The organism is Aliivibrio sifiae, from assembly GCF_002954715.1.
In the GTDB taxonomy this organism is placed as follows: Bacteria; Pseudomonadota; Gammaproteobacteria; order Enterobacterales; family Vibrionaceae; genus Aliivibrio; species Aliivibrio sifiae.
Genome location: NZ_MSCP01000002.1, coordinates 625,594 through 649,626 on the forward strand (window position 1 = coordinate 625,594; position 24,033 = coordinate 649,626).

Here is a 24,033-nt window from a genome sequence, read left to right on the forward strand (position 1 = left end):
TTTATTTAATAGTGGTATTTTCTGCAGATCACAATATGGATAATATCGTTTGTGATGACTATTATTTTATTAGTTAATGGATAACTATAATGAACAATGACATTCGACTACGCGCACTTGAACAGACCGATTTACGTTTTATCCATCAGTTGAATAACAACAGATCGATAATGTCATATTGGTTTGAAGAACCTTACGAGTCTTACTATGAGCTTGAGGATTTATTTCGTAAGCACATTCATGACAGTACAGAGCGCCGTTTTATTGCAGAAAATAATGATCAACAGTCTATTGGTTTAGTTGAATTGGTTGAAATTAATAGCATTCACCGTAGTGCAGAGTTTCAAATTATTATTGCTCCTGATTTTCAAGGCAATGGCTACGCACGAGGCTTAATTCATCGTGCTTTAAATTACGCATTTACAATATTGAACTTGCATAAGGTCTATCTACACGTTGCTGTAAATAATGATAAAGCGATTCATCTTTATGAAAAATGTGGCTTTGCTGAAGAAGGGCATTTAGTACAAGAGATTTTTGTTAATGGAGAATATTGCGATATTAAACGTATGTATATTCTTCAAGATCAGTATTTAGAAAACCGAAAATAATAACGATGTAAATTTTAGATACATAAAGGGGCTTCTATTTTAGAAGCCCCTTGTTTACCAACTGTGTTGTTATATTTTTATTTTAAGGTTATGCAACGATAGCATCAGTTTCTTCAGTTTTTACCGCTTGCATACGCTCACCGTAAATCGCACGTAGTTGAGTAACAACGTCTTCACGAGTAACTACACCAACAAACTTGTTATCATCAATAACAGGCAAGATACGAGGCTTAGCAATACGCATATCACGAGCACGATCATTTATTGATAATGTGCTGTAGCTTGTTGCAATTCCCATGTCTGTTGTAGGGTATAGTTTTGGTTTATCAATAGCGTAGAATTCAGCTAGTTGAAGTAGAGTATCTTTTGATGAAATACTTGTGATATCCGTTTTCATTAAATCAGCAACAGTACGACCTTTCTCTGGTAGGTAATCTTCACACCATAATTCAACTAATACATCGTGTTCAGAGAAAAAACCAACCACTTCATTGTGACTATTGATAACAATTGCACCAGAAAGGTGACGGTCTAATAAGTTATCCAATGCAATTTCAACAGGCATTTCAGGGTGAAGTACGTAAGCGTTAATATCCATAAATTGATTTACTGTTTTATTCGCGTTCATTTCAGTTATTTCCTTAGTGTCTGAATCAGTGAAAAGTGGTGTGATTTGTGATGCTGGTACTGCGTTTAATTGTGGGCGAGAAAAAATAGCCCAGTAACCTAAACCAACTAATCCAGCTCCGCCGACGATGTTTCCTAATGTCACAGGAATCAGGTTGGCAGTAATAAAGTTAATAATGTTTAAATCTGCGTATTGTTCAGGTGATGCGCCAACAGCAAGCCAAAACTCTGGTGGAGCTAATTGTTGAATTGCAATACCTAGTGGAACCATGAACATATTTGCAACACAGTGCTCAAAGCCACTGCTAACAAACATAGCAACAGGAAGAATAACCATGATTGCTTTTGTTAACATATTCGTTGAACAGAAAGTTAGCCAAACCGCTAAACACACCAACAAGTTACATAAAATACCTAAAGCAAATGCTTCTAATGGTTGATGATGTAATTTATGTTGAGCGATATTTAGTGCGTTTAATCCCCATTGACCACCATCGTTTTGGTACATCCCAGCAGAAACAACAAGTGCAAGTAGTAGGGTGGCACCAATAAAGTTACCAATGTAAACCTTGCCCCATATACCTAACATCTTTCCAAAGCTGATTTGTTTATTTGCAACGGCAATCGCTGACAGTACGGAGCTGGTAAATAACTCACCACCGCCGATAACAACAAGAATTAATCCTAAGCTAAACGCTAAACCTCCAGCAAAACGGCTAATCCCCCAGCCAGTTTGTGCATTCCCAGTCGTTACTGTTATATAGAAAATGAAGGCGATCCCGATAAATACACCTGCCATTATGGCTAAGCCTATGACCATGCTGGTCGGCTTCTTTGATTTAGCAAGAGCGTAGTAAGCCGCTTGGTCCATCATTTCACTGGGATTAAATTGTCCACTAGTATTTGGACTGAGATTAGCGCTCATTTGTCCTCCTTAAGTCATTGGTTATTAATAAGCCCAAGCAAAAGATAATTACCTGTCTTGCTTGAGCCCATTTAGATTATGAGTAAATGACGTCGAGGTAAAATTGATTGTTTTTAAGTTCTATATCAGTTTTACTGATGGCTCTAAAGTGGTATTATTCTTTCAAAATAAGTTCTTATAAAAGAGATGGTTATGCGTTATTCATTAAAACAGTTGGCAGTTTTTGATGCAGTTGCAACAACAGGGAGTGTGAGTCAGGCGGCAGAGCTATTGTCCTTGACTCAGTCGGCAACGAGTATGTCATTGTCACAGTTAGAAAAAATGCTGGGCCGTTCTTTATTTGAACGCCACGGAAAGAGAATGGCACTAACGCATTGGGGCGTATGGCTTCGACCTAAAGCAAAGAAGCTAATTCATGATGCACAGCAGATTGAATTAGGCTTTTATGATCAGCATTTAATTAGTGGTGAGATATCTTTAGGCGCGAGTCAGACAGCAGCAGAACACCTAGTTCCAAACCTTATCAGTAATATTGATAATGACTTTCCAGAAATTAGAATATCTTTAGGGGTGAAAAATACCTCTGGTATCATCAATGGTGTGCTTGATTACAAATATGAGTTGGGGATTATTGAAGGACGTTGTGATGATAGCCGTATTCATCAAGAAGTTTTTTGTAAAGATCATCTAATCATTGTCGCAGCAGCTCATCACCCTTTTGCTAAGCATGAAAAAGTAAGTTTGGCGCAGCTTGAACAGGCTAAATGGGTATTACGAGAGCATGGCGCAGGAACTCGAACTATTTTTGATAGTGCTATTCACGATAAAATTCCTGATTTAGATGTATGGCGTGAATATGAATACGTACCAGTATTAAGAACTCTTGTTGCAAATGGACAGTATTTAAGCTGTTTACCTTACCTAGATGTAGTGAAATACATAGAGCGCGGTGAATTAGTTGCTTTAAATGTTCCTGAACTCAATATGGAGCGAACATTATCCTTCATTTGGCGTGCAAGTATGGATCAAAACCCGATCAGTAGCTGTATTCGTCGTGAAGGGATCCGAATGATTAAAAGCCATAATGTTATACGTTAGTATTTCTTTATAAAAATCGGCTTCTTAGTTGGTTTGATATTTGTTATTCTCATAAAAATAGAGACTCACAATTTAAACAAATATATTTAGGGATAAAAAGAGATGCCAGCCTTATCAGTTTTATTGATGGATAGCTTTAATTACTTCAAAAAGCATTTCATCGCTTTCTGTATTCTTGTTTTGCCATTTGCTTTAATTACAAATGGAATTGCATTGAGCTTTAATGAAGAGGATGGTTCAGGTAAATTCTTAATTTACATGCTGTTTATCTTAACTATCTACCCATTTTATAAGGGTGCAATTCTTTATTACATTGCTTATTCGTTTGATGGACGCCGTGTTCCATTTAGCCAGCTGTATCAAATTCCAGCAAGTACTTGGTTTTCATTTGTATTAATGAATATTATTTTAGGTGCAGCGGTATTAACTGGTTTTATTGCGTTAGTACTGCCAGGCTTATATTTAATGGCTCGTTTTTCTTTTACTGAGATTTACTGTGTTCTTTATAAAGAGAAAACGTTAGATGCAATAAAGTTAGGTTGGCATGAAACGAAAGACAATTATTGGATTCTTTTTAAGGGGCTGGTAATTATCTTTGGATTTACAACAGGGTTAATGTGGTTAATTGAGTATGCATTTAGCTTAATTGGCCTTAAATCTGCTGCATTGTCTTTCTTTTTCTCTGTATGTGAGGTTGTTTTATCAATGATGAATACAATCTTTATGTTCAGAGTCTTTACTGTGAACACTAAGAGATTAGAAGAAATTCAACAAATTGACTAATCTAGTTACTTAATATCATAACTGTTTGAAATATCAATAGAAGCAGCTGACCCGAGAGGGTTAGCTGTTTTTTTATGCTTATTATAAATGAGACAGCTGTTGCAAAAGTGTTAATTTGTGCTTTATTAGTGATCAATAATCATAGATTGTGTGGAGTAATGTAAGAATTCATTACTGAATATAGGGAATATCTATGAAGTTTCGCCATAAAATTATTGCAGCATTTTCTGTAATAATGGTTTGTACGCTATCAGTTTTAAGCGTCGTTCAATATTTAAATATGAAAAAAGAAGTTGAACGTCAAGTAGAGTCGAGCATTTTAGAAATCGTCGATGGTGTTCGTAATACCGTGACTTCAGAGTTATCAGGTAAGAAGATGCTTGCCGAATATGCTACAGCGATGATTAAAGCGAACCCAACGCCAGATTCAATGTCGACAGTATTAAAGCAACCACAAATAAAAAACGCTTTTCTTCTTGCTGGGGTGGGTTTTGAAGATGGAACCTTTTTAGGTAATGATCCTTCTTGGAACCCTTCTGATTATGATCCAAGGGCGAGGAGTTGGTATATAGATTCAAAGCAGTTAAGAAAGACGCTCATTACTGCTCCTTATGAAGATGCGGCAACAAAAGATATTCTTATATCCATAGCTACAACTATTGAGGAAAACGGTCAGTTTAAAGGCTCTTTATTTTTTGATTTAAGCCTTTCTCGCTTAGCTGATTTAGTCAATCAAGTTGAATTATTTGGTGCTGGTTACTTATTTATTGTAGATCAAGATGGAACCGTAATTGCTCACCCTAATAGCAAATATAATGGTAAGTCATTTAATGACTTTTTACCTAATCTAGAGTTGCGTTCAGGCATGCAGTCTTTAGAGCTAGAAGGGAGTACCTATAATGTTGATTTTACACCAATAGAAGGCCAAACGTGGTCAGTCGGCGTTGTTGTTGATCAAGCGAAGATCTTTGAGCACATAAATGAATTACGCACGACATCTATTTTGTATTCTTTAATCGCGGTTGTTATTGCTATTAGTATTATGTTGGCTTTACTTTCTCGCTTAATTCGTCCTGTTCAAGTATTAAATGAAGCGATTAATAATGTTGCTTCTGGTGAAGCTGATTTAACTCAACGCTTAGATACTAAGATTGACCCAGAGTTTGAACCATTAGCTCGTGGTTTTAATCAATTCGTTGAAAACCTACAGAGTCAAGTTACTGAAACAAAAGAGCTCAGTCATAAATTAATGGGGGGAACTCAATTGATTTCATCTGGTGCTCAAGAATCCGCAAGTGCGATGAATACGCAAATGATGGAATTAGAGCAGTTGGCAACAGCAATGAATGAAATGGCGGCTACGTCTGTTGATGTAGCAGGTAATGTGCAACATGCTGCGGAATACGCTAAAAAAGCCGATGATGCCACTGAGTATGGGATGACCGTTGTTGAGCAAACATCGAATGAAATCACTGAATTATCTAACAATATTAACCAAGCAGTTGTAGAGGTGGAGTCACTAGAGAAAGCGACAGACAGCATCGGCACTATTTTACGAGTTATTAACGATATTGCAGAACAAACCAATTTATTAGCCTTGAATGCTGCCATTGAATCGGCACGAGCTGGTGAGGCGGGGCGAGGCTTTGCGGTTGTAGCAGATGAAGTTAGGACATTAGCTAAACGAACGCAGCAATCAACGACTGAAATTGCAAGTATGATTGATCAATTGCAATCGGGTGCATCACGAGTATCAGCATCAATGTCAAGTAGTCAGCAGCGTGCTGAATCAACAGTAGATAAAGCACAGCAAACAGCAGAAGCATTAATGCAAATCAGAGAAACTATCCAACAAATTAATGATATGAACATTCATATTGCTTCAGCAGCAGAAGAGCAAAGCCAAGTTGCCGAAGAAATTAATGGTAAGACTGTGAATATTAAAGACTTGTCGATATTGGTACATGAAGCTGCGCAGAATGCGGGTATCGCTATTAATGAGCAAGTTGAGTTGGTAGGGAATCAAGAAAAAATCATGAATAAATTTACAGTGTAAGTTAACTTATTCAGTATCAATAAAATTGATAGTTAATAAAGAAAGCTCAGGAGTTGTTCTGAGCTTTCTTATTTTTAGCGTTTACAATGCAGTTTTGTCTTTCTCCCAATAAGAAAAAAGACGAGATAAGCTAAAACAAAGAACAAAATAGCAGAGCGCTACAATTATCCAAATTTCAAATATCATTCCACTTGAGTTTGCAATCTCAGTCCCAACAAAGGTGAGTTCTTGTATTGAGATCAATGAGATAATTGAAGAATCTTTAACTAATGAAATACATTGTCCAGCTAAAGGAGGGATAATTACTTTAAATACCTGAGGTGCAATAATATAACGGTAGCGATCCCAAGTTGATAATCCTAGGCTTCTTGCTGCCTCATGCTGCCCTTGTGGAATCGCATCTAAACCAGAACGAACCACTTCACCAATATAAGCTGCTGAAATCATACCGATACAGAGCACTCCCGCAATTAAGTTTTCCCATAAATTAGCAGAGCCAAATAGAAAAGACTGTACGATATTAATGTCACCATTGTGCTCTCGAAGTAATGACTCAAGACCAAAGAGAGGAACAAGCTGATTAGCAATGAAGAAGTAGAAGATAAAAATAAAGACTAATGGTGGAATATTTCGAATAAGTTGAATGTAACTGTTTGAGATAGCCCTAATAATAGCTAGAGGAGAACGACGACCTAAGCCAAGTAGAATTCCAAAGACGAGAGCAAAGAGCATCCCCCAAAATGTGAGGCGTAATGTTGAAAATATACCATCGAAGAAATAAGGTAATGAGCCGTCTGCTTTATGAGTGAACAGCAGATTGAGAGCGCGAGACCATTGCCAATGATAAGCAAGACTTCCGCTCTCTTTTACACATAACCAAAAGATAAAACTGGCGATAATAGCTAGCAATATCCAATCTAATCGATTTAATTTTAAAGACACTCTTTGCTGCATAGTTCTTAGTTCGCTGTTTGTGATTGCCAATCTAGGCTAGTAAACCAATAATCATAACGCTCTTGTAGCCAACCATCTTCAGTACGAGCTTTGATCCATTCATCAAAGTAAGCTTTTTTATCTTCTTCGCCAAGACGAACAGCAAAGGCTTCATTACCTTGAGACAAACGTTCTTCAAATGGTAAATATAAGATATCCGAGTATTTAATTGTATCGAATTCAGGTTTAGGTGTTGAAGCTGCAACTGCATGAGCATTGCCATTTAATACTTCTTGGAATGCTTGTGCATCATCATCAAATTGAAGAACTTTCGCTTTTGGGAAGTGTTCTTTAATTGCTGCTACGGTAATAGAACCACGACGTGCAGCAAATTTTACACGACGAGAGTTGAATTGTTCACGAGTAAAGCCTTCCGTCATTTTTTTATTTGCGGCAACTTGAACACCAGAATGAGAATAAGGAATAGTAAATAAAACACTTTTAGAACGTTCATCAGTAATGGTTAATCCACCGATGATAACATCAAATTTACCTGAGATAAGAGATGGAATAATGCCATCCCAAGCCGTTGGAATAAATTCAATTTTTAAACCAGAATCTTTTGCTAAACGCTTGGCTACATCAACTTCAAAACCAATAAGTTCGCCTTGCTTGTTTCTCATTGCCCAAGGTACAAAAGTACTTAAGCCTACTTTAAGTGTGCCTCTGTCTTTGATTTTATCAACATTTGGAGTGCTATCTGATGAGGTAGCTGAAAATACTGAACTACTAAACAGTAGACTCAAGCTAAGAAATGACAGTAATAATTGCTTCATGCGTATGTTTCTCCCTTAATGTGCATTATGCATTCGATGTTCTAACCAAGCGGATAGCCCAGAAAGTGTTAACGTGATAAGTAAATAAATGGCAGCGACACTGAACCAAATTTCAAATGGCATTGCGGTATCTGAGACAATATTACGCCCCTCAGTGGTTAAATCAAAAATAGCCATCACACTGACTATAGAAGAGTTTTTCACTAAAGAAACTAATTCGTTAGTTAAAGAAGGAAGTGTATTTCTGATCACTTGAGGTAATACTACGTAGCGATAGCTATTAAATGAGGATAAACCTAAGGTTTTACATGCTTCTAATTGTCCTTTAGGTAAATTAACCAAACCAGAGCGTAATATTTCAGCGGTATACGCTCCTTGAAATAACGCGAGTGCAAGAATAGCGGTTGTTGTTCTTTCTAGCCCTAAAAAGGGGCCGAAGACAAAATACAATAAATAGATTTGTACCAGTAGTGGAGTATTTCTTATTATTTCAATATAGCAAGTAGCGATAGTTCGCCCGACAATTGAGTCAGATAAGCGCAACAGAGCGGTAACCAAGGCAATAAAAAGAGTCGCAATAGCACTCATCGCTGAGATATTGAGCGTTACTAATAGACCTTCGATAAGCTCGGCAGGAAACCATTCGTCATCTTCATAGAAAAACAGATAATCAGGAACGCGATCCCATTGCCATTGATAGTTCATGGCCTGTGCGCCACTGTCTAGTATCCAATAAAGGGCGATGCCCAATAACGTGATTTGCAGTAGTGCGGAAAAAATAGGAGATAAAATAGTTATCAAACGGCGCATAATATTAATAGCTTAAAATTTGATTTAAAAAATGTTGAGTTCGTTGATGCTGTGGGTTTTCAAAAAATTGCTGAGGCTTGGCGATTTCAACAATTTCACCTTCATCCATAAACACAACACGATCTGCCACTTTTTTAGCAAAGCCCATTTCATGAGTAACGCACACCATGGTCATTCCATCTTTTGCTAAATCGGACATAACATCTAATACTTCGCTGATCATTTCTGGATCAAGTGCGGATGTAGGTTCATCAAAAAGCAAAACCTGAGGCTCCATGCAAAGTGAGCGAGCAATTGCGACACGCTGTTGTTGTCCACCAGAGAGTTGAGATGGGTACTTATCTGCTTGTTCTGCGATGTTGACTCGTTGTAAATAGGTCAATGCACGTTGGTGTGCTTCTTGTTTTGACAGTTTTAAGGTTTTCATCGGTGCAAGAGTAAGATTTTCTAATACAGTGAGATGCGGAAATAAATTGAAATGTTGAAAAACCATGCCAACTTCACCTTTCATTAATTGCTTAGAAGAAAGAGGTTGATTAAAGAGGGTAAGAGTACCGCCTTGAGTTGATTCTAATGCATTGATACAGCGGATTAAGGTCGATTTACCTGAGCCTGACGGACCACAAATAACGACTTTTTCCCCTTCACTAATCGTGAGATTGATGTTTTTTAATGCGTGAAATTGTCCGTAGTATTTATCAACCGTTTCAAAGCTAATGATATTGGGTTTCTTTGTATTATTATTAGTCACAATTCATCCTAGCACTTAGTTACTTAACTTACTGTAACATATTCATAAAGCTAGAAAAGTGATAATTCATTAGTTGATTTATTTTTAACCGAAATGAGTGCTTATGTGTGGTTAATGTCAAATATAAGGTGAGGTGAAATTTATATTAAATTAACCGTTGCACAACATCACAAGACACGTTACGTTAACAGCATGGAGAATAAACATGCAGCATACAGAGTATATACTGCATAAATAGATGGAAGCATAAAGATGTATCAAACTGATGATGTACGAATTAATAAAGTAAAAGAATTATTACCGCCTGTTGCTGTATTAGAGAAATTCCCAGCGACCGAAGTCGCAGCAAAAACGGTATTTCAATCTCGCCAAGCGATTCATAATATTTTACAAGGTGACGATGATCGTCTTCTTGTTATTATTGGACCATGTTCAATTCATGATACTAAAGCCGCGTTAGAATACGGCGCTAAACTTAATACATTACGTAATGAGTTAGGTGATCGTCTTGAAGTGGTAATGCGTGTGTATTTTGAAAAACCACGTACTACAGTAGGCTGGAAAGGTCTGATTAATGACCCGTACATGGATGATTCATATAAATTAAATGATGGCCTTCGTATGGGACGTAAGTTACTGCTTGATCTTACTGATATGGGCTTACCTACTGCTGGTGAATTCCTAGATATGATCACACCGCAATACATGGGCGATCTAATCAGTTGGGGCGCTATTGGTGCTCGTACTACAGAATCACAAGTACACCGTGAATTATCTTCAGGTTTATCTTGTCCTGTAGGATTTAAGAATGGAACAGATGGTAATATTAAGATCGCTACTGATGCAATCCGTTCGGCGGGTTCTTCTCACCATTTCTTGTCGGTAACTAAATACGGTCACTCTGCAATTATCGAAACGGCAGGTAATCCTGATTGTCATATCATTCTTCGTGGTGGTAAAGAGCCAAACTACAGTGCTGAGCACGTTAAACCAGTGAAAGAGCAACTTGCCGCTTCTGGTTTACCTGAAAAAGTGATGATTGATTTTAGCCACGCAAATAGTTCAAAAGACTTTAAACGTCAGATGATTGTTTCTAATGACGTATGTGGTCAAATTTCGGGTGGTGAAGATGCCGTATTTGGTGTGATGATTGAGAGCCATCTAGTTGAAGGTCGTCAAGACCTTGTTGATGGTAAAGCTGAAAATTACGGCCAATCAATTACTGATGCATGTATTGGTTGGGATGATACTGAAACAGTACTTCGTCAATTAGCAGATGCAGTGAGCGCTCGTCGCAATAAGTAGTATTTTTTAAATATAAAAACGCCAGTGACATAAAGTGACTGGCGTTTTTGTTTTTTCTAGATTGTTTATCCTTGCCCTTTTGCCATTGTAACCGTTCGTTTGAGTGTCCAACGTAATAGTAGTGGGATGCTGTCAGGTCCTAACTCTTCACTGTGTTGTACTATTGCCAATGCAAGATCGGGTTTTGCGAATTTTTTTAACGTTTTAATTATGATTTTTTTCGGAGGTACTGGTTGATCTTTGGTTATATTGGCCAGTGTTCTAAATAGATCTTCAAATCCATTATGATACAAATAGTGTTCGATATCTTTGTGGGGTAATTCCGTCAATCTATGACGCTCATGCTCGTTATCTAATTGACTCTTCACTGCAAAGGCGTATTTCTTTCCTGCAGGATCGCCATCTGTCACCACGTGCCATTCAATATGAAGTGCTTTTGCTATTTTTATCAGTGATTTTAAGCCAGATTGAGCAAACTCAATGATTTGGACACCTTCTGCCGCAAGGTTATAACCCAAAATTCGAGCCATTTCATTAAATAACCAAACTTCTGTTTCTCCTTCAACTAATAACCAACAACGCGCAAATAATGCATTGGTCCTTTGAAAGCGAATATGAAAAGTAATTCGACGTAAATCATCACGCGATAAGTTGGTTGGTGATACGGAATAACTGGACGTAGAATCAGATTCTCTAACTAGACGACGAATAGAACATAAAGGAACAGCACTAAGTAATTCACTGCTGTTTGTCGTGAGTATTTTTTGCATCGGAATATGGTTAAGCAAAGACCACGCTTGTATCAATTGTGTTGGGTGTAAGCGGCCTTCCGGATCCTCAATAATCATTAATGGTCTTGCTGATTTTTTTAATGTGTTAGGGCCTTTTGCTCTTAAATAGGTGTTTAAGAGCCCAAGTAAAAGTAGTTTTGTTTGTTTATTTTTGTTTTGGTTAATGAATTGAGATAAAGAAACGCCTTCTGTTTTTTGGCCAAAAAATAGGTCATCATGAATTCTATGTGGGGTATTTCTTTTATGATTTTTAAAAGCGAAGTAATGCTCTACCAATGACTGCATAGAGTGAAGAGCACTTTTTATTTCGCCGCTATTTACTTGCCCTGGTGCTGTCATTAAACGGCGACAAGTATTATTTATTCGACGCTCTATTCTATCGTTAGGAATTGATTCAGCCACTTCTTCAAGGTTGAGTCGTCGTGAATCGCGTATACGAATAACGGGATGAAGGCGCATTAATTCAGTGATGAGATATTCAATCTTATGATAACGAAGGATTTCTCCGTCACTATTTAAGAATGAGCTTGATGAGGTGATTTTTCCTTCATTATTTGTCGCACTAATACGGTAATAAATTCGTTGGTAATGATCACTAGTGCTACTTTGCCATAGGCTAGAGAGTTTTCTATAGCGGCCTGCTCTATGTTCATTTTTCTCTGTAGTTTTCCAGCTAATAATTATCTGAATATGCTGATCTTGGGTATAAGAAATAGAGTGGTCTTGATGGAAATCTTTTAACGTAAACTGATGAAGTTCTCCAGAAACAGGGAGAGCAATTGATAAAGCATCAAGCAGGGATGATTTACCCCAAGTATTTTCACCAATCAACGTTGTTAATTGTTCAAATGAAAGGGATAAGCGCTTAATACCTCTAAAGCCTGATACTTCTATTCGTTCTAAGAGCATAATACTTCCTCATTAGAGACACTTATACAAATAACTATATAGCAATTACACAAAGTAGAGCATTGTAGGAGTCACATTTATCAATGATTTTGATATTAAAACAAGTCGTTATAGATGTAACCACTTCGTAAAATCTAACCGCCTTAATGAGTTAACTGAGGTTAAATCTGCCAGAAGCACCGATTCATTCTTGGTTTGGTGTGGTTTTAGAGGTGGTTTGCTGATATCTTTTTCACGTTATATTTGTTTGCTCTAGAAAGGAAATAGACAATGAAAAACCAAAAGAGCAATATATTGAGAGTGATGCACATCAATGACACGCATTCTTACTTTGATGAATCTGTTATCGCGCTAAACTGCGATGGATTAGATAAGTTTTATATTAAATGTGGTGGCTTTTCTCGTTTATCTCATCAAATTTCGATTCTCTCAGAAGAACAAAAACAGCAAGAGGGTGAGGTCGCGTTATTTCATGCTGGGGATTGTTTTCAAGGTACTTTATATTTTTCGCTGTATAAAGGTAAAGCCAATGCTGACTTATTAAATCAACTTCCGCTTGATGGTATGGTTTTAGGTAATCATGAATTCGACTTGGGTAATGAATTAGTCAGTGAATTCATTGCTAATACACAGTTTCCAATTTTGATGGGGAATTGGGATTTAAGCCAAGAAGACCAATCTAAAGGGCATGGATTAAAGCATCAGGATCGTATTTTAGATTTTGATAGTGATCTACGAATTGCTAAATATATGGTTAAGAAAGTCGGTTTAATCGATGTGGCTGTTTTTGGTTTAACTATTGACCAAATGGAAATACTCGCAAGCCCAGATGCTGACACGCCATTTATTAATGCAATTGAAACTGCAAAAAACACGATACAGCATCTTTCTAATCGAGGAATAAATAACGCTATCGTTATTAGCCACTTGGGCTATGAAGCTGATAAACAGCTAGCACAAGCAGTTTCTGGTATTGATCTTATTGTTGGCGGCCATAGTCATGTTCTTCAAGGTGATTTTACGGAGATAGGGTTAGAAGCACGAGCAAACTATGGTGAGAAAATTAATAATACATATATTGTTCAAGCTGGATGTCATGCACTCGCATTAGGCTATTGTGATTTAGAATACAGTAGTGATGGTCAACTCCTGAGTTTTAGTGGTAAAAATACCTTACTTTTAGATAATGTTGCATATAAAAATAAAGCGTGCAGTCAGCAAGTTGAGCAAGATGATCTTTCACGTATTATTCAAGAATTAAGTTCTTTTGAGTATGCTGTTTTTTGTCAGAAAGCTCCTAATGTAGAAGCATTACTTATTGCTAAATACAGAAAAGAAGTTGAACGCTTATCACAACAAGTTATTGGTCAGTGTGTTGAGGACTTATCCCATCGTCGTATCCCCGATGAGAAAGGTCAAAGTGATATTGCTCCTTGGGTTGTAGAAGCGTTTTATTCTAAAGCTCATCAAATAGATAACCGAGTGCAATTTGCTATGCACAATGCTGGGGGGGTAAGGGCAGGGCTTAATCAAGGTGAAATTACTTATGCAGATATTGCCGGAAAGGTATTGCCATTTGCTATCCCAATTGTCATTTATAGCCTTAAAGGAAAGTATTTAAAAGCAGCTATAGAAGGTGCGATTGATAACGCCACAGATAATGGAGTTATTGGCAGTGGTTCGGGCAGTTTTCCATACGTATCTCAATTACGCTATTGTTATGATGCGGCAAAACCAAGTGGCAAACGTATCACAGAGTTTAGTATTTATAGCTCAATTATGGGGTGGCTACCTGTTATTGATGAACAAATATATTTTGGTACTTCAACAGCTTATACAATTAAGGGGAAAGAGGGCTACAGTCCTTTAATGAATCGTGAAGATATGCTGATAACAACGCCTTTTTCTATGGCTGATTGCTTTATTGATTATTTAGAACATTACCCTAATTTAGCTAAACCTATAGAGTGTCTGAATCAATATTATAGAAATGAGTCAGTAATTTTATAAATGGCACGACCTTTGCTTTGTTATCTCTGAGATGAGTTATTAATAGAGTTAAATAGGTAGATTATGGGTAGTGATTGGTCAGATAAGCTTTTGGTCGTGGGTTGGTTTTTTGCTTGGGCTGTTATCGCATACTTTGTTCAGTTTTCTGGATAATAAAAAGCTCTCTAATATAATTTAGAGAGCTTTTTTGTATTTAAGGGATTTAAACAATAGATAAAACTTATCTCACTTTTATTATCTATAAACTAAATTTAAAAAATTACTGCATAGAGTTGGTGTTAAATATATGTTAATTGGTTTTTTATTCTTTTTTGTGGTTTGTTTTTGACTATTTAGTCATTTTATTTGATTGAAGTGTAATGTAAATTTTACATTAGAAAAACTAATATTAGTTTGCAGAAAAAGTCATTTTTTGAGCAATAAGTTTAGTTTTATTATCTCTGCATCAAACATTATATGACTTTTTAAGTGAGGCAATCATGGCACAAGCAGCAATGAATATTAATAACATCGCTACTTCTTCTTTGGAAAAGAAGGCCTATTCAGTAACTATCAAAGGACTGATTGCTCATTTTGTTGATGTTTTATTTGGCAAAGGTCAAGTAACATCTACGCACTACACTTCAGAATTATCTGAACATTTACAAAGAGACTTAGGTTTATATCGTTAAGTGTTCGAAAATAAAAAAACCAGCATTCGTGCTGGTTTTTTTATACCAATGTAATAAATAGAATAGATAATTATTACATTAGTATTCTATCTGGAGTCCCTATAATCGCAATCACTCTGATTATAGGGATTTATGTGAATTGATATAATTCAATAAATACAGACTTTATTCTTACCTGAACGTTTTGCTTGATATAGTGCTTTATCCGCTCGTAAAAATGTCGCTTTGTAATCTTCGTTTTTTAAGTTCTTAGTTAACCCAATACTGACGGTGACAGTCCGTTCATTTAATGTTTCTCGCCAATCAAAATTAGCAATCGCTATTCGACAGTTTTCAGCAATCTCTTCACCATGTTTAGTATTATTTGATGTAATAATAAGAATAAACTCTTCTCCGCCGTAGCGAGCTACATAGTGCGATGAGCCAATACTCTCTTGTAAGATTTTGCTAACTATTTTTAAAATTACATCACCAGTTAAGTGAGAATATTCATCATTTATTGATTTGAAATTATCAATATCAATAACTAATAGTTGATACCCTTCTAGAGACGGTTTAATTTCATTTACAAAAGTAGTCTCAAACCAACGTCTATTAAATAGCTTAGTTAGACTGTCATGAAAAACGTCTTGTTGAAGCCTGGCAACGGTGTCTTTTTGTTGGTCAGACACTTTTTTGAGTTTAATATTTTCAGATTCAGAAATATTTAAGCGCAATTGAAGTTCTAAGCGAGTTAAGCGCCTTAATGAATGGTTACCAAGTTCGTTTATTGGGAAGTTTCTTATGATATCTACCGTAAGACTATGTGCTTCTTTTTCACAAAGCAGTGCTTCAGAGAAACTCTTATAACTAGCGAGGGCATCACTTTTTACATCAAGTAATTGGCGAATGTAGTAGCCTTGAGAATACTTTTTAGTTTGTTTTAATTGATGTGAGATGATGACATCAGCCAGCTCTCCACGCTGTAATTGAATTAAGCAATATGCAGTTTCAATCGAAAACAACTTATTTAGCCATGGGAAAGTATGAATACTTGAGTATTCTCTCTTAAATGCGATTAATTGATTAAGTGCTGCTTGAGGGGAGTTTTGTAATCTTAGTAGTTTTGCTGAATACAATTGAACTTGAGCAACAAGCTGAGCATCATCTGAAACATATTGAATGATCTGACACTCTTCTAAGAGTTTTTTAGCTTTTGATAAGCGGTTTAAATCTAATAGGCATGCAACAGTATAGAGTCTATAGCGTAAAGATAGATTGTTACTTTTAATACTTGAGCTAAGAGCGTCTAATTTTTGGTAGTAGCGTAAGGCTTTAAGATGATCACCATAAATAGAACATAAATTACCAATACCTAAGATTGATTGAATATAGAATTCATTATCTCCATGCTCTACAGCCAGTTTAGATAAAGAATATAAATGATCTAAGGCATTTTGGTACTCTCCAATATCTGTATAGCGATAGCTGAGAGAAGAATAGACTTGTAATATTAGCTCACTATCTTGCGGTAGAGACAAAAGTAACAATGCGCGTTGTAGGTGAACAATACTATTTCTAGTTTTATTCGATTGTACTTCAAATTCTGAGCACATTAACAATGCATAGGCTTTTTCACAGTCAGATTCAGTAAAGTGCTCAGCGATAAACCCCCAAAGCGTTAATGATTGTTGAGAGTTTAATGTAACTAAGTTTATATCTTGCTCTGCTATGCGAGTTAAAAGGCTATCCATAAAGATCTTCTATATGCATGTGAGATAAAATAGGGTGAGTTGTAATTTCATGCAGACTAAAGTCATGAATTGTAGGTACAGATGAGTTTAATGAATATCGATACCATGGATAAGAGGCAAATAATGAAGATAAAGAATGCGCAATGTCTTTTGTTCTCTTTTTGTTTTCATTAATTAATAGAATAATTTCAGTATTGCTTAAGCGAGTAATACTATCCCCATGCTTACAATAATGGTGGCCTAATAGTATGAGGTTATTTATTTTATCTTCAGATGGGTCCACTATGGTTATCAGATGGTAATCATCATTTAAAGAGCTAGAGAGGATCGATTGAATGTTTTGCAACCATTTTTCTAAAGGCAATAAATAAGTCAGAGAAGAGATACTATTAAACTCTAATTGAACTTTAATGCGATTGATTAATTTTTTTGCTCGCATATCTAATTGTTCTTTAGAGCTGCTTGTTTTATCTCGGCCTAAACAATTGGATTGCTCTTGTAATAACGTGATTTCGTATTGACGATAACGTTTGTAAGAATACAAAGCATGCTCGTGATCTTTTGTTAGCTCAGCAATTCGTGACTGCTCAAGACATATTTGAGAGCGGAGCTCTCCTTTATCAAATTGCTGTGCAATCACTTCGGCTTCAGTCAATAAATCATAAGCATGATCAAAATGTGATTGAGCAGAAGCAATTCTAGCTAAACTAATTGCAGAGTGTGCTTTCATCCACACAAGATTATATTGCAATGATAGTTGATGGGAAAAGCTACAACATTGCTGAGCGGAGTTCAGATCATTTAAACCGAGGAAGGCCAGCCCTCTAAAATCATAAATTTCCGCTTTCCAAGTAAGGTTCGTATTATGGGTGAGTAGCTGTTCGGCTTTTAATAAAATAGGTAGCATTTTTTGAAAGTCATGCAATAAATAATTATCCCATGATTGTAAAATGTATGCTTTAGCTTCTAAATGAGGGATCCGATAATAATTGGCTCGCTGTGCTGCAACACTATGAGTGGAGTCGGCATCTTTTAAGCTATTTGTCATTCTCCAAATATTACCAAGGCCAATAAGGGATTCGATCTCGACCTCGTTATCGCCGAGTAAGGAGGCTTGTTCTAATGCTCTTATCCAAAATTGTTGGGCTGAAAATAGTTTCGCTTGCCCCCATGAATGAAGTGCTAACGTGTGTAAAATTGTTGGGAGTAAATCATCGTTTTCAAGTTCTTGATGGAGTTGCAATAACTCTTTAGCGACTTTAAAGCCGGCATGATATTGCATTAAATGCCATTGGGCGGTTGAAATGATTAATTTTGAGTATGCAGTACCATATTTAAAATGAATTTTTTCTGAAAGCAACAATAGTTGCTCGGCATCTTGTTTTACTTTTTCGGTATCATCTTCAATGATTAACTCTAATGCTTTGAGTTGGGAGATGATTTGATCTTTCGATTGTTTCACTATGACTCTTCCTTGTTAGTGACATCAATATAATATGGCTAATCTATTGATGTCACGAACTATTTTCTGGATGTGCGATCTAGTTAATAAGAGAAGTGTCGATAAATATTAAAAGAGGGGTTATTCGTTTTCAGCAAGGTTAAGTAACGCCATTGCACAACTTACGCTGGTGGCAAGTACATCAATAACGCCGGTTCGTAATGCACCCATAATAGAGAGTGCTTTACGGCTTTCACTCGCCATAGCAATAACATTAGATATCTGGCGTAGGTCTTCCATTTCGAGGCCGATAACTCGTCCACGCATTAGTGTATCTGCGTTTGTTCCGTCTAATTTAAAGAAATCAAAGCCACCGATATCTCCAACAATGCCATCATTTAAGCGAGCTTCAACAAATTCTTTTGGAGTAAAGAAACCTAATTTAACCATATGGCTATTTTCATCCATATCACCAATACCAACAAGGGCAAATTCTGCCTTACGTGCTTGGTTTAAGGTTTCTTTTATTGTTGCATGCCCCATAAATGCCGAGCGTAAATTTGGGTCATTAACATAAGCAGGAGCGTATAGTGTTTCACTACTGCCGCCGTATTTTTTGGCTAATCGACGACAAATGTGATCGGCATTAATAATATCTCCACTGCGGTGAGTACCGCCAATCGCAGAAACAAAACGAGCATTACGATGTGAAACAATTCCAGCGTGGTCTGCAACTGCGGCAACATTTTGGCCCTGGCCCACAGCGACGGCCATATCATCTTGTAAGTTATTGTTTAAATAAGAACTCACTAATGCGGCAACTTGTTTACGTTGTTCATTTGTATTTGGTTGATCTAAGGTGATTAACGCTCGTTTTAAGTTAAATTTTTCGACCAATTTTTGCTCTAGTTGGGCACTGTAAACTGGATGGAATTTTACTGTTATTTCAACAATACCTTCTTCTCGAGCTTTTCTCAGCATACGACCAACCTTGGCTCGAGATAATCCAAATTTCTTTGATATCTCTTCCTGAGTTGCTCCTTCTTGATAATAAAGGATTGCGATTTCAGTGAGCATATCGGTATTTTCGGTGTGATCTTGAGAAGGCAATAGGGTCATAGCTTGTCCTAACTTAATAATTCTGCAAGAGTGATTGGTTTAGAAATCAGCCCTAACTTTTGTGCTGGCGTGATGCCAAGTTTATCTTGATGGCAGAGATTATGCCACGCTCTGAATATATCGAGTAGTGGAAGTAAACTCGCAGGGCGTAATTTCCGTCTTGGTTCATCAACTAAGCTTGTAAATTGAGTATAGAAGCGGTCTTGATAGTCTTTTGCGGTTGTCGCAGAAGCTCGTTTTAACCAATAGACCTCATTGTTCTCTGCCCCATTAAGGTGACAAATACCTTTATGTTGGCCATTAACTTCAGTAAATGCCCAACGATCACGCCACCAACCAACTAAATGGATATCAATTTTCTCCCCACTTTCTTCAAGAGGAAAGGCTGGGTCTTGAGTTACGTACAATAAATCAATGCTATTTTCTTTAATGCGCTTTAAAAAAACAGACATGGCTGCTGACCGCAGCATAGGTTCTTGAGGCATATAAATTTCAATAGAATTACAATGTGAAAACGCTTGCTGTATTTCTAAAAAATGTGCATACGACGTATAAGGAGGGCGAATTAACGCTCCTTTTGATGGGTAATTAAGTGAGACATAATTACCCAGTGGATCTTCCACATTAGCTCTGGCTAAAATTTCTTGGTATTTATTATCAACACGTTTAAAAATTGAATTTGAAGTCAACGTTGGCTGCGAGTTTGCCTCACCGATAAAAGTGTTAGACAAAAACTGTGCTCCATCATTAAAAGGGTCATGATCAAGTTGAGTTCCTGGGCTATCGCATTCTGAATAATTAATATGTTGAGCGATAACATAGCCTGAATTCATTTCGGCTGTGGTATACCAAAACACACCATTGTTACTTAATGGCTGTAGTGGAGTAGCATTTGATGCCAGTTGTATTTCTGTTCTATCGTGTTGCAGTCTTGTGTCAAATAAAGACATATGACGTCGACAACGATTAGCGATTTGATTTATATGATCGTAAAAGGTTTTAGGGTTTATATGTAACCGACGGCAAATTTCACGTACCGAATAACCAGTAAATAAAAAACCTAAAATCTTTTGTTGGATTAAACTTTTTTGATTCTCCCCTGACCATTTGTCAACAAAGGTTGATGCACAGGATTTACAACGATAACGTTGACGATCACCACTGTAACCAAATGCATGATAAAGTTCACGATGAGTTAATACATCAAGACCAAGATGCTCACAGGCAGGGTTATTACAAGAGGGTAATGAGTGAGATTGCACAGTACGCTGACGTGCAAGTTCATTCAATACTTCATTGTTATTGATTAAGGGAGGAAAAGCGCCACATTTCCGGCAAACTAATGCAGGTCGCTTAGGGTTCGTGCGTTGAACTAAGTAATGTTGTTCATCGCTATCACCAAAATTGTCACACGCCAATGTTTTACAAAAATTGAGTTGTAACCCTTTAGCAGCCAACGGCAGTTTTTCAGTCGGCACTAGACACCCCTTATAGATTTTAAGCGCCAGCCTTAAATACTGGCGCAAACATGATTATAATTTAATCGCTGTTTCTAGTGCTACTGTCATCATGTCATTGAATGATTTTTGACGATCTTCAGAGCTTAGTTTTTCACCACGTTTAATATGGTCTGAAACCGTTAGAATTGTTAGGGCTTTTGCACCTAAATCAGCGGCTACACCATAAATCCCAGCAGCTTCCATATCAACACCAAGGATGCCTAATTTTTCCATTTTGTCGAACAGATCAGCTTCTGGAGAGTAGAAAAGGTCCGCTGAGAACACATTACCTACTTTTACAGGTACATTCAGTTCACGAGCTTGACCAACAGCCGTTTCTAGCAAGCCAAAATCAGCAATTGCAGCGAAGTCGTGGTTGTTGAAGCGAATACGGTTTACTTTTGAATCCGTAGAAGCACCCATACCAATAACAACGTCCATTAATTTAACGTCATCGTGTACAGCACCACAGCTGCCAACACGAATAACGTTTTTCACACCGAATTCAGCAATTAATTCATGAACATAGATACAACAAGATGGGATGCCCATACCGTGACCCATTACAGATACTTTTTTACCTTTATATGTACCAGTGTAACCGAACATATTACGTACATCACATACTTGCGTTACGTCTTCTAAGAAGTTTTCAGCAATAAATTTTGCGCGTAATGGATCTCCAGGCATTAAAACTGTTTCTGCGAAATCACCAACTTGTGCATTAATGTGTGGGGTAGCCATAATAAGGTCTCCAGTCTAAAAATTGAAATTAAATTCAGTGTAACTAAAAATGTTGAACAATCTTGTTCGATATGTGGCTATTTTAAGCCTATATTTTAAGGTGTCATGAGATTGATGTCACATTTTCTTGTTGATTTTACATTATTTTTAATGTTGATAACTAAAATTGTTGAAAGTGTTTGAGCAATCGCAACCTTTTGTGGGGTCTTAGCTTTAATACTCGGCTTGAGTTTCCTTATTGTTAATTCTCAATTAGATTGAACTTATTACCTTGTAGGAGGATGATGCCAGAGGTAATTTTTATCATAATGAAATAAGTGAGTGAATTTGATGAAAGCAAAGAATAAACAATACGCAGTAATAGGCTTAGGCCGTTTTGGATTAACCGTTTGTGAAGAATTGCATCAATATGGTTCACAAGTGCTGGCGATTGATATTAATGAAGAGCGAGTAAAAAAGGCCACTGACTTTGTTTCTACCGCGATTGTGGCTAACTGTGCAAATGAAGAAACCATCTCAGAATTAAAGCTTGATGAGTACGATATGGTAATGGTTGCCATTGGTTCTGACATTAACGCGAGTATATTAACTACGTTAGTATTAAAAGAAGCGGGTGTTAAAACGGTATGGGTTAAGGCGAACGATAAGTTCCACGCAAAGATTTTAACTAAAATTGGAGCGGATCATATTATTTTGCCAGAAAGGGACATGGGAATACGTGTTGCAAGAAAAATGCTAGATAAACGAGTCTTTGAGTTTCACCAACTGGGTAGTGGCCTTGCAATGACAGAAATTGTGGTTGGTGGAAAGAATATGGGTAAATCACTCGATCAATTAGATTTTTGTCAAATGTCGGATGTGAAGATTTTAGCGCTTAAACGTGGCCCTGAAATAGAGAGTGCACCAGAGCATAGTAAGGTATTAGAGATAGGAGACATTCTAATTATTGTTGGCCCTGAAGATAAACTAGCTAAAAAAATCAGAAGCTTATGAGTTATTTACCTAAACGCGGTTTATTTCCGATAAAGAATAGCCAAAAAGCAAAGGAATGGTCAGAACCGAAGATCATTCTTTTTTCGTTTCTAGCTATTTTATTGCCGTCTGCGGTATTACTGACGTTGCCTGTATTTTCAGTATCTGGTTTAAGTTTTATGGATGCATTATTTACAGCAACCTCTGCGATCAGTGTGACTGGTTTAGGAGTCGTGGATACAGGGTCTCATTTCACAGTAAGTGGTAAAATTGTCTTAATGTTCTTGATGCAAATTGGTGGCTTAGGACAAATGACATTATCAGCAGTTCTGCTTTATGTATTTGGTCTACGTTTAAGTTTACGTCAGCAAGCGTTAGCAAAAGAAGCGTTAGGGCAAGAAAAAAAAGTAAACTTACGCAAATTAATAAAAAGTATAATTTGTTTTGCTTTAGTGGCTGAATTGATAGGTATGATTATCTTATCTTTCCGTTGGATACCAGATCTTGGCATCGCTAAAGGATTATTTTATGCGGCATTTCACTCTATTTCAGCGTTCAATAATGCCGGTTTTTCATTATTTTCAGACAGTTTAATGGGCTACGTTGGTGATCCTCTGGTTATCTTAACGTTATCATTTCTGTTTATTGGTGGTGGACTGGGCTTTACGGTTATTGTTGATTTAGTAAAAAACAGTTCAAAGGGGTTCAGTCGTTTGCAATTGCATACAAAAATAATGATCATTGCGACACCAACCTTGTTATTAATAGGTACATTATTTTTCTATGTTCTTGAATACAATAACCCAAATACATTAGCGTCATTATCTGCAGGGGATAAGTGGTTAGCGGCTTTTTTTCAATCAGCAAGTGCTCGAACTGCTGGTTTTAATAGTGTTGATTTAACTCAATTCACACAACCTGCCTTGTTAATTATGATTATTTTAATGCTTATTGGGGCGGGGTCTACGTCAACAGGTGGTGGTTTGAAAGTTTCAACGATTACTGTTGCAGCAGTAGCAACGTGGACATTCTTACGTCAAAAGAAAAATGTAGTAATGTTTAAACGTACGGTTGGGTGGCCAATTGTAACTAAGTCATTAGCTATTATTGTTGTAAGTGGTTTATTACTCTCTATTGCGATGTTTTCTTTAATGCTTACAGAGAAAGCAGGGTTTGATAAAGTCATGTTTGAAGTTATTTCAGCGTTTGCTACTGTTGGATTAACGGCGGGTTTAACGGCAAATCTATCTGAAGCAGGTAAGTTTATTATGGTTATTGTGATGATTATTGGTCGTATTGGGCCGCTCACATTGGCCTATATGTTAGCAAGACCTGAGAAGTCTTGTGTGAAATACCCTGAAGAGAATGTATTAACGGGTTAATTGTATAGACATAATACCGGAACTTAT

General features: G+C 36.8%; 19 protein-coding genes and 1 pseudogene. 9 read left to right on the top strand and 11 right to left on the bottom strand.

What is annotated here, in order from left to right; genetic code table 11:
- The first annotated feature begins 89 nt into the window (after nucleotides 1–89).
- Complete coding sequence (gene speG / locus BTO23_RS14010; protein ID WP_060992330.1) at nucleotides 90–611, top strand: spermidine N1-acetyltransferase; 522 nt, start codon at nucleotides 90–92, stop codon at nucleotides 609–611.
- Between the two features lie 88 nt (nucleotides 612–699).
- Here speG and focA read toward each other — a convergent pair whose 3' ends face one another.
- A complete protein-coding gene (gene focA, locus BTO23_RS14015; RefSeq protein ID WP_060992331.1) occupies nucleotides 700–2,163 on the bottom strand; it encodes a formate transporter FocA in 1,464 nt (487 codons plus the stop codon).
- A 192-nt stretch (nucleotides 2,164–2,355) separates the two neighbouring features.
- Between focA and BTO23_RS14020 the strand changes: the two genes are divergently transcribed.
- From BTO23_RS14020 to BTO23_RS14030, 3 genes are all read left to right on the top strand, one after another.
- On the top strand, nucleotides 2,356–3,261 hold the full coding sequence (locus tag BTO23_RS14020; protein WP_060992332.1) for a LysR substrate-binding domain-containing protein: 906 nt from the start codon (nucleotides 2,356–2,358) through the stop codon (nucleotides 3,259–3,261).
- A gap of 102 nt (nucleotides 3,262–3,363) precedes the next feature.
- The gene (locus BTO23_RS14025) at nucleotides 3,364–4,044 is read left to right on the top strand and encodes a hypothetical protein (protein WP_060992333.1); all 681 of its coding nucleotides are present in this window, start codon (nucleotides 3,364–3,366) and stop codon (nucleotides 4,042–4,044) included.
- Nucleotides 4,045–4,237: 193 nt separating this feature from the next.
- Nucleotides 4,238–6,100 carry a methyl-accepting chemotaxis protein gene (locus BTO23_RS14030; protein ID WP_061003833.1) on the top strand — a complete coding sequence of 621 codons (1,863 nt, stop codon included), beginning with the start codon at nucleotides 4,238–4,240 and terminating at the stop codon, nucleotides 6,098–6,100.
- 81 nt (nucleotides 6,101–6,181) lie between these two features.
- On the opposite strand, the gene BTO23_RS14035 is transcribed toward BTO23_RS14030, so the two are convergent.
- From BTO23_RS14035 to BTO23_RS14050, 4 genes and pseudogenes are all read right to left on the bottom strand, one after another.
- Entirely contained in the window at nucleotides 6,182–7,054 is an 873-nt protein-coding gene (locus BTO23_RS14035; protein ID WP_061011799.1) for an amino acid ABC transporter permease, read from the bottom strand.
- 5 nt (nucleotides 7,055–7,059) lie between these two features.
- A pseudogene (locus BTO23_RS14040) lies at nucleotides 7,060–7,806 on the bottom strand (transporter substrate-binding domain-containing protein); the annotation flags it as partial.
- Nucleotides 7,807–7,884: 78 nt separating this feature from the next.
- On the bottom strand, nucleotides 7,885–8,679 hold the full coding sequence (locus BTO23_RS14045; protein WP_105063826.1) for an amino acid ABC transporter permease: 795 nt from the start codon (nucleotides 8,677–8,679) through the stop codon (nucleotides 7,885–7,887).
- Between the two features lie 4 nt (nucleotides 8,680–8,683).
- Nucleotides 8,684–9,430 carry an amino acid ABC transporter ATP-binding protein gene (locus BTO23_RS14050; protein ID WP_105063827.1) on the bottom strand — a complete coding sequence of 249 codons (747 nt, stop codon included), beginning with the start codon at nucleotides 9,428–9,430 and terminating at the stop codon, nucleotides 8,684–8,686.
- A gap of 252 nt (nucleotides 9,431–9,682) precedes the next feature.
- Here BTO23_RS14050 and aroG point away from each other — a divergent pair, with 252 nt between their 5' ends.
- Nucleotides 9,683–10,735, top strand: a complete 1,053-nt coding sequence (gene aroG / locus BTO23_RS14055; RefSeq protein ID WP_060992339.1) for a 3-deoxy-7-phosphoheptulonate synthase AroG — start codon at nucleotides 9,683–9,685, stop codon at nucleotides 10,733–10,735.
- 65 nt (nucleotides 10,736–10,800) lie between these two features.
- Here the strand turns inward: aroG and BTO23_RS14060 are convergent, their stop codons facing one another.
- Nucleotides 10,801–12,435, bottom strand: coding sequence for an ATP-dependent endonuclease (locus BTO23_RS14060; protein ID WP_061003839.1), 1,635 nt, complete (start codon nucleotides 12,433–12,435; stop codon nucleotides 10,801–10,803).
- A gap of 270 nt (nucleotides 12,436–12,705) precedes the next feature.
- Between BTO23_RS14060 and BTO23_RS14065 the strand changes: the two genes are divergently transcribed.
- Nucleotides 12,706–14,445, top strand: a complete 1,740-nt coding sequence (locus BTO23_RS14065; protein ID WP_105063828.1) for a bifunctional metallophosphatase/5'-nucleotidase — start codon at nucleotides 12,706–12,708, stop codon at nucleotides 14,443–14,445.
- 479 nt (nucleotides 14,446–14,924) lie between these two features.
- Nucleotides 14,925–15,116 carry a hypothetical protein gene (locus BTO23_RS14070; RefSeq protein WP_060992342.1) on the top strand — a complete coding sequence of 64 codons (192 nt, stop codon included), beginning with the start codon at nucleotides 14,925–14,927 and terminating at the stop codon, nucleotides 15,114–15,116.
- 149 nt (nucleotides 15,117–15,265) lie between these two features.
- On the opposite strand, the gene BTO23_RS14075 is transcribed toward BTO23_RS14070, so the two are convergent.
- The 5 genes from BTO23_RS14075 to deoD form a co-directional block, all read right to left on the bottom strand.
- Nucleotides 15,266–16,849: a diguanylate cyclase gene (locus BTO23_RS14075; protein WP_105063829.1), complete on the bottom strand. Its 1,584-nt coding sequence runs from the start codon at nucleotides 16,847–16,849 to the stop codon at nucleotides 15,266–15,268.
- A complete protein-coding gene (locus tag BTO23_RS14080) occupies nucleotides 16,842–18,311 on the bottom strand; it encodes a tetratricopeptide repeat protein (protein ID WP_061011786.1) in 1,470 nt (489 codons plus the stop codon). Before BTO23_RS14080 ends, BTO23_RS14075 begins: the two co-directional genes overlap by 8 nt.
- Before the next feature lie 120 nt (nucleotides 18,312–18,431).
- On the bottom strand, nucleotides 18,432–19,409 hold the full coding sequence (locus tag BTO23_RS14085; protein WP_061003845.1) for a sugar-binding transcriptional regulator: 978 nt from the start codon (nucleotides 19,407–19,409) through the stop codon (nucleotides 18,432–18,434).
- A gap of 8 nt (nucleotides 19,410–19,417) precedes the next feature.
- Nucleotides 19,418–20,887, bottom strand: coding sequence for a hypothetical protein (locus BTO23_RS14090; protein WP_061003846.1), 1,470 nt, complete (start codon nucleotides 20,885–20,887; stop codon nucleotides 19,418–19,420).
- 54 nt (nucleotides 20,888–20,941) lie between these two features.
- A complete protein-coding gene (gene deoD / locus BTO23_RS14095) occupies nucleotides 20,942–21,652 on the bottom strand; it encodes a purine-nucleoside phosphorylase (RefSeq protein ID WP_060992347.1) in 711 nt (236 codons plus the stop codon).
- A gap of 330 nt (nucleotides 21,653–21,982) precedes the next feature.
- On the opposite strand from deoD, the gene BTO23_RS14100 reads away from it, so the two are divergent.
- Both BTO23_RS14100 and BTO23_RS14105 read left to right on the top strand, forming a co-directional pair.
- The gene (locus BTO23_RS14100) at nucleotides 21,983–22,645 is read left to right on the top strand and encodes a potassium channel family protein (RefSeq protein WP_060992348.1); all 663 of its coding nucleotides are present in this window, start codon (nucleotides 21,983–21,985) and stop codon (nucleotides 22,643–22,645) included.
- A complete protein-coding gene (locus tag BTO23_RS14105) occupies nucleotides 22,642–24,006 on the top strand; it encodes a TrkH family potassium uptake protein (protein ID WP_060992349.1) in 1,365 nt (454 codons plus the stop codon). The genes BTO23_RS14100 and BTO23_RS14105 overlap by 4 nt, the downstream gene beginning before the upstream one ends.
- The last annotated feature ends 27 nt before the right edge of the window (nucleotides 24,007–24,033 follow it).

Coding starts and splice junctions, on each gene's coding strand:
- speG (WP_060992330.1), top strand. CDS start 90: ATGAACAATGACATTCGACTACGCGCACTTGAACAGACCGATTTACGT.
- focA (WP_060992331.1), bottom strand. CDS start 2,163: ATGAGCGCTAATCTCAGTCCAAATACTAGTGGACAATTTAATCCCAGT.
- BTO23_RS14020 (WP_060992332.1), top strand. CDS start 2,356: ATGCGTTATTCATTAAAACAGTTGGCAGTTTTTGATGCAGTTGCAACA.
- BTO23_RS14025 (WP_060992333.1), top strand. CDS start 3,364: ATGCCAGCCTTATCAGTTTTATTGATGGATAGCTTTAATTACTTCAAA.
- BTO23_RS14030 (WP_061003833.1), top strand. CDS start 4,238: ATGAAGTTTCGCCATAAAATTATTGCAGCATTTTCTGTAATAATGGTT.
- BTO23_RS14035 (WP_061011799.1), bottom strand. CDS start 7,054: ATGCAGCAAAGAGTGTCTTTAAAATTAAATCGATTAGATTGGATATTG.
- BTO23_RS14045 (WP_105063826.1), bottom strand. CDS start 8,679: ATGCGCCGTTTGATAACTATTTTATCTCCTATTTTTTCCGCACTACTG.
- aroG (WP_060992339.1), top strand. CDS start 9,683: ATGTATCAAACTGATGATGTACGAATTAATAAAGTAAAAGAATTATTA.
- BTO23_RS14060 (WP_061003839.1), bottom strand. CDS start 12,435: ATGCTCTTAGAACGAATAGAAGTATCAGGCTTTAGAGGTATTAAGCGC.
- BTO23_RS14065 (WP_105063828.1), top strand. CDS start 12,706: ATGAAAAACCAAAAGAGCAATATATTGAGAGTGATGCACATCAATGAC.
- BTO23_RS14070 (WP_060992342.1), top strand. CDS start 14,925: ATGGCACAAGCAGCAATGAATATTAATAACATCGCTACTTCTTCTTTG.
- BTO23_RS14075 (WP_105063829.1), bottom strand. CDS start 16,849: ATGGATAGCCTTTTAACTCGCATAGCAGAGCAAGATATAAACTTAGTT.
- BTO23_RS14085 (WP_061003845.1), bottom strand. CDS start 19,409: ATGACCCTATTGCCTTCTCAAGATCACACCGAAAATACCGATATGCTC.
- deoD (WP_060992347.1), bottom strand. CDS start 21,652: ATGGCTACCCCACACATTAATGCACAAGTTGGTGATTTCGCAGAAACA.
- BTO23_RS14100 (WP_060992348.1), top strand. CDS start 21,983: ATGAAAGCAAAGAATAAACAATACGCAGTAATAGGCTTAGGCCGTTTT.
- BTO23_RS14105 (WP_060992349.1), top strand. CDS start 22,642: ATGAGTTATTTACCTAAACGCGGTTTATTTCCGATAAAGAATAGCCAA.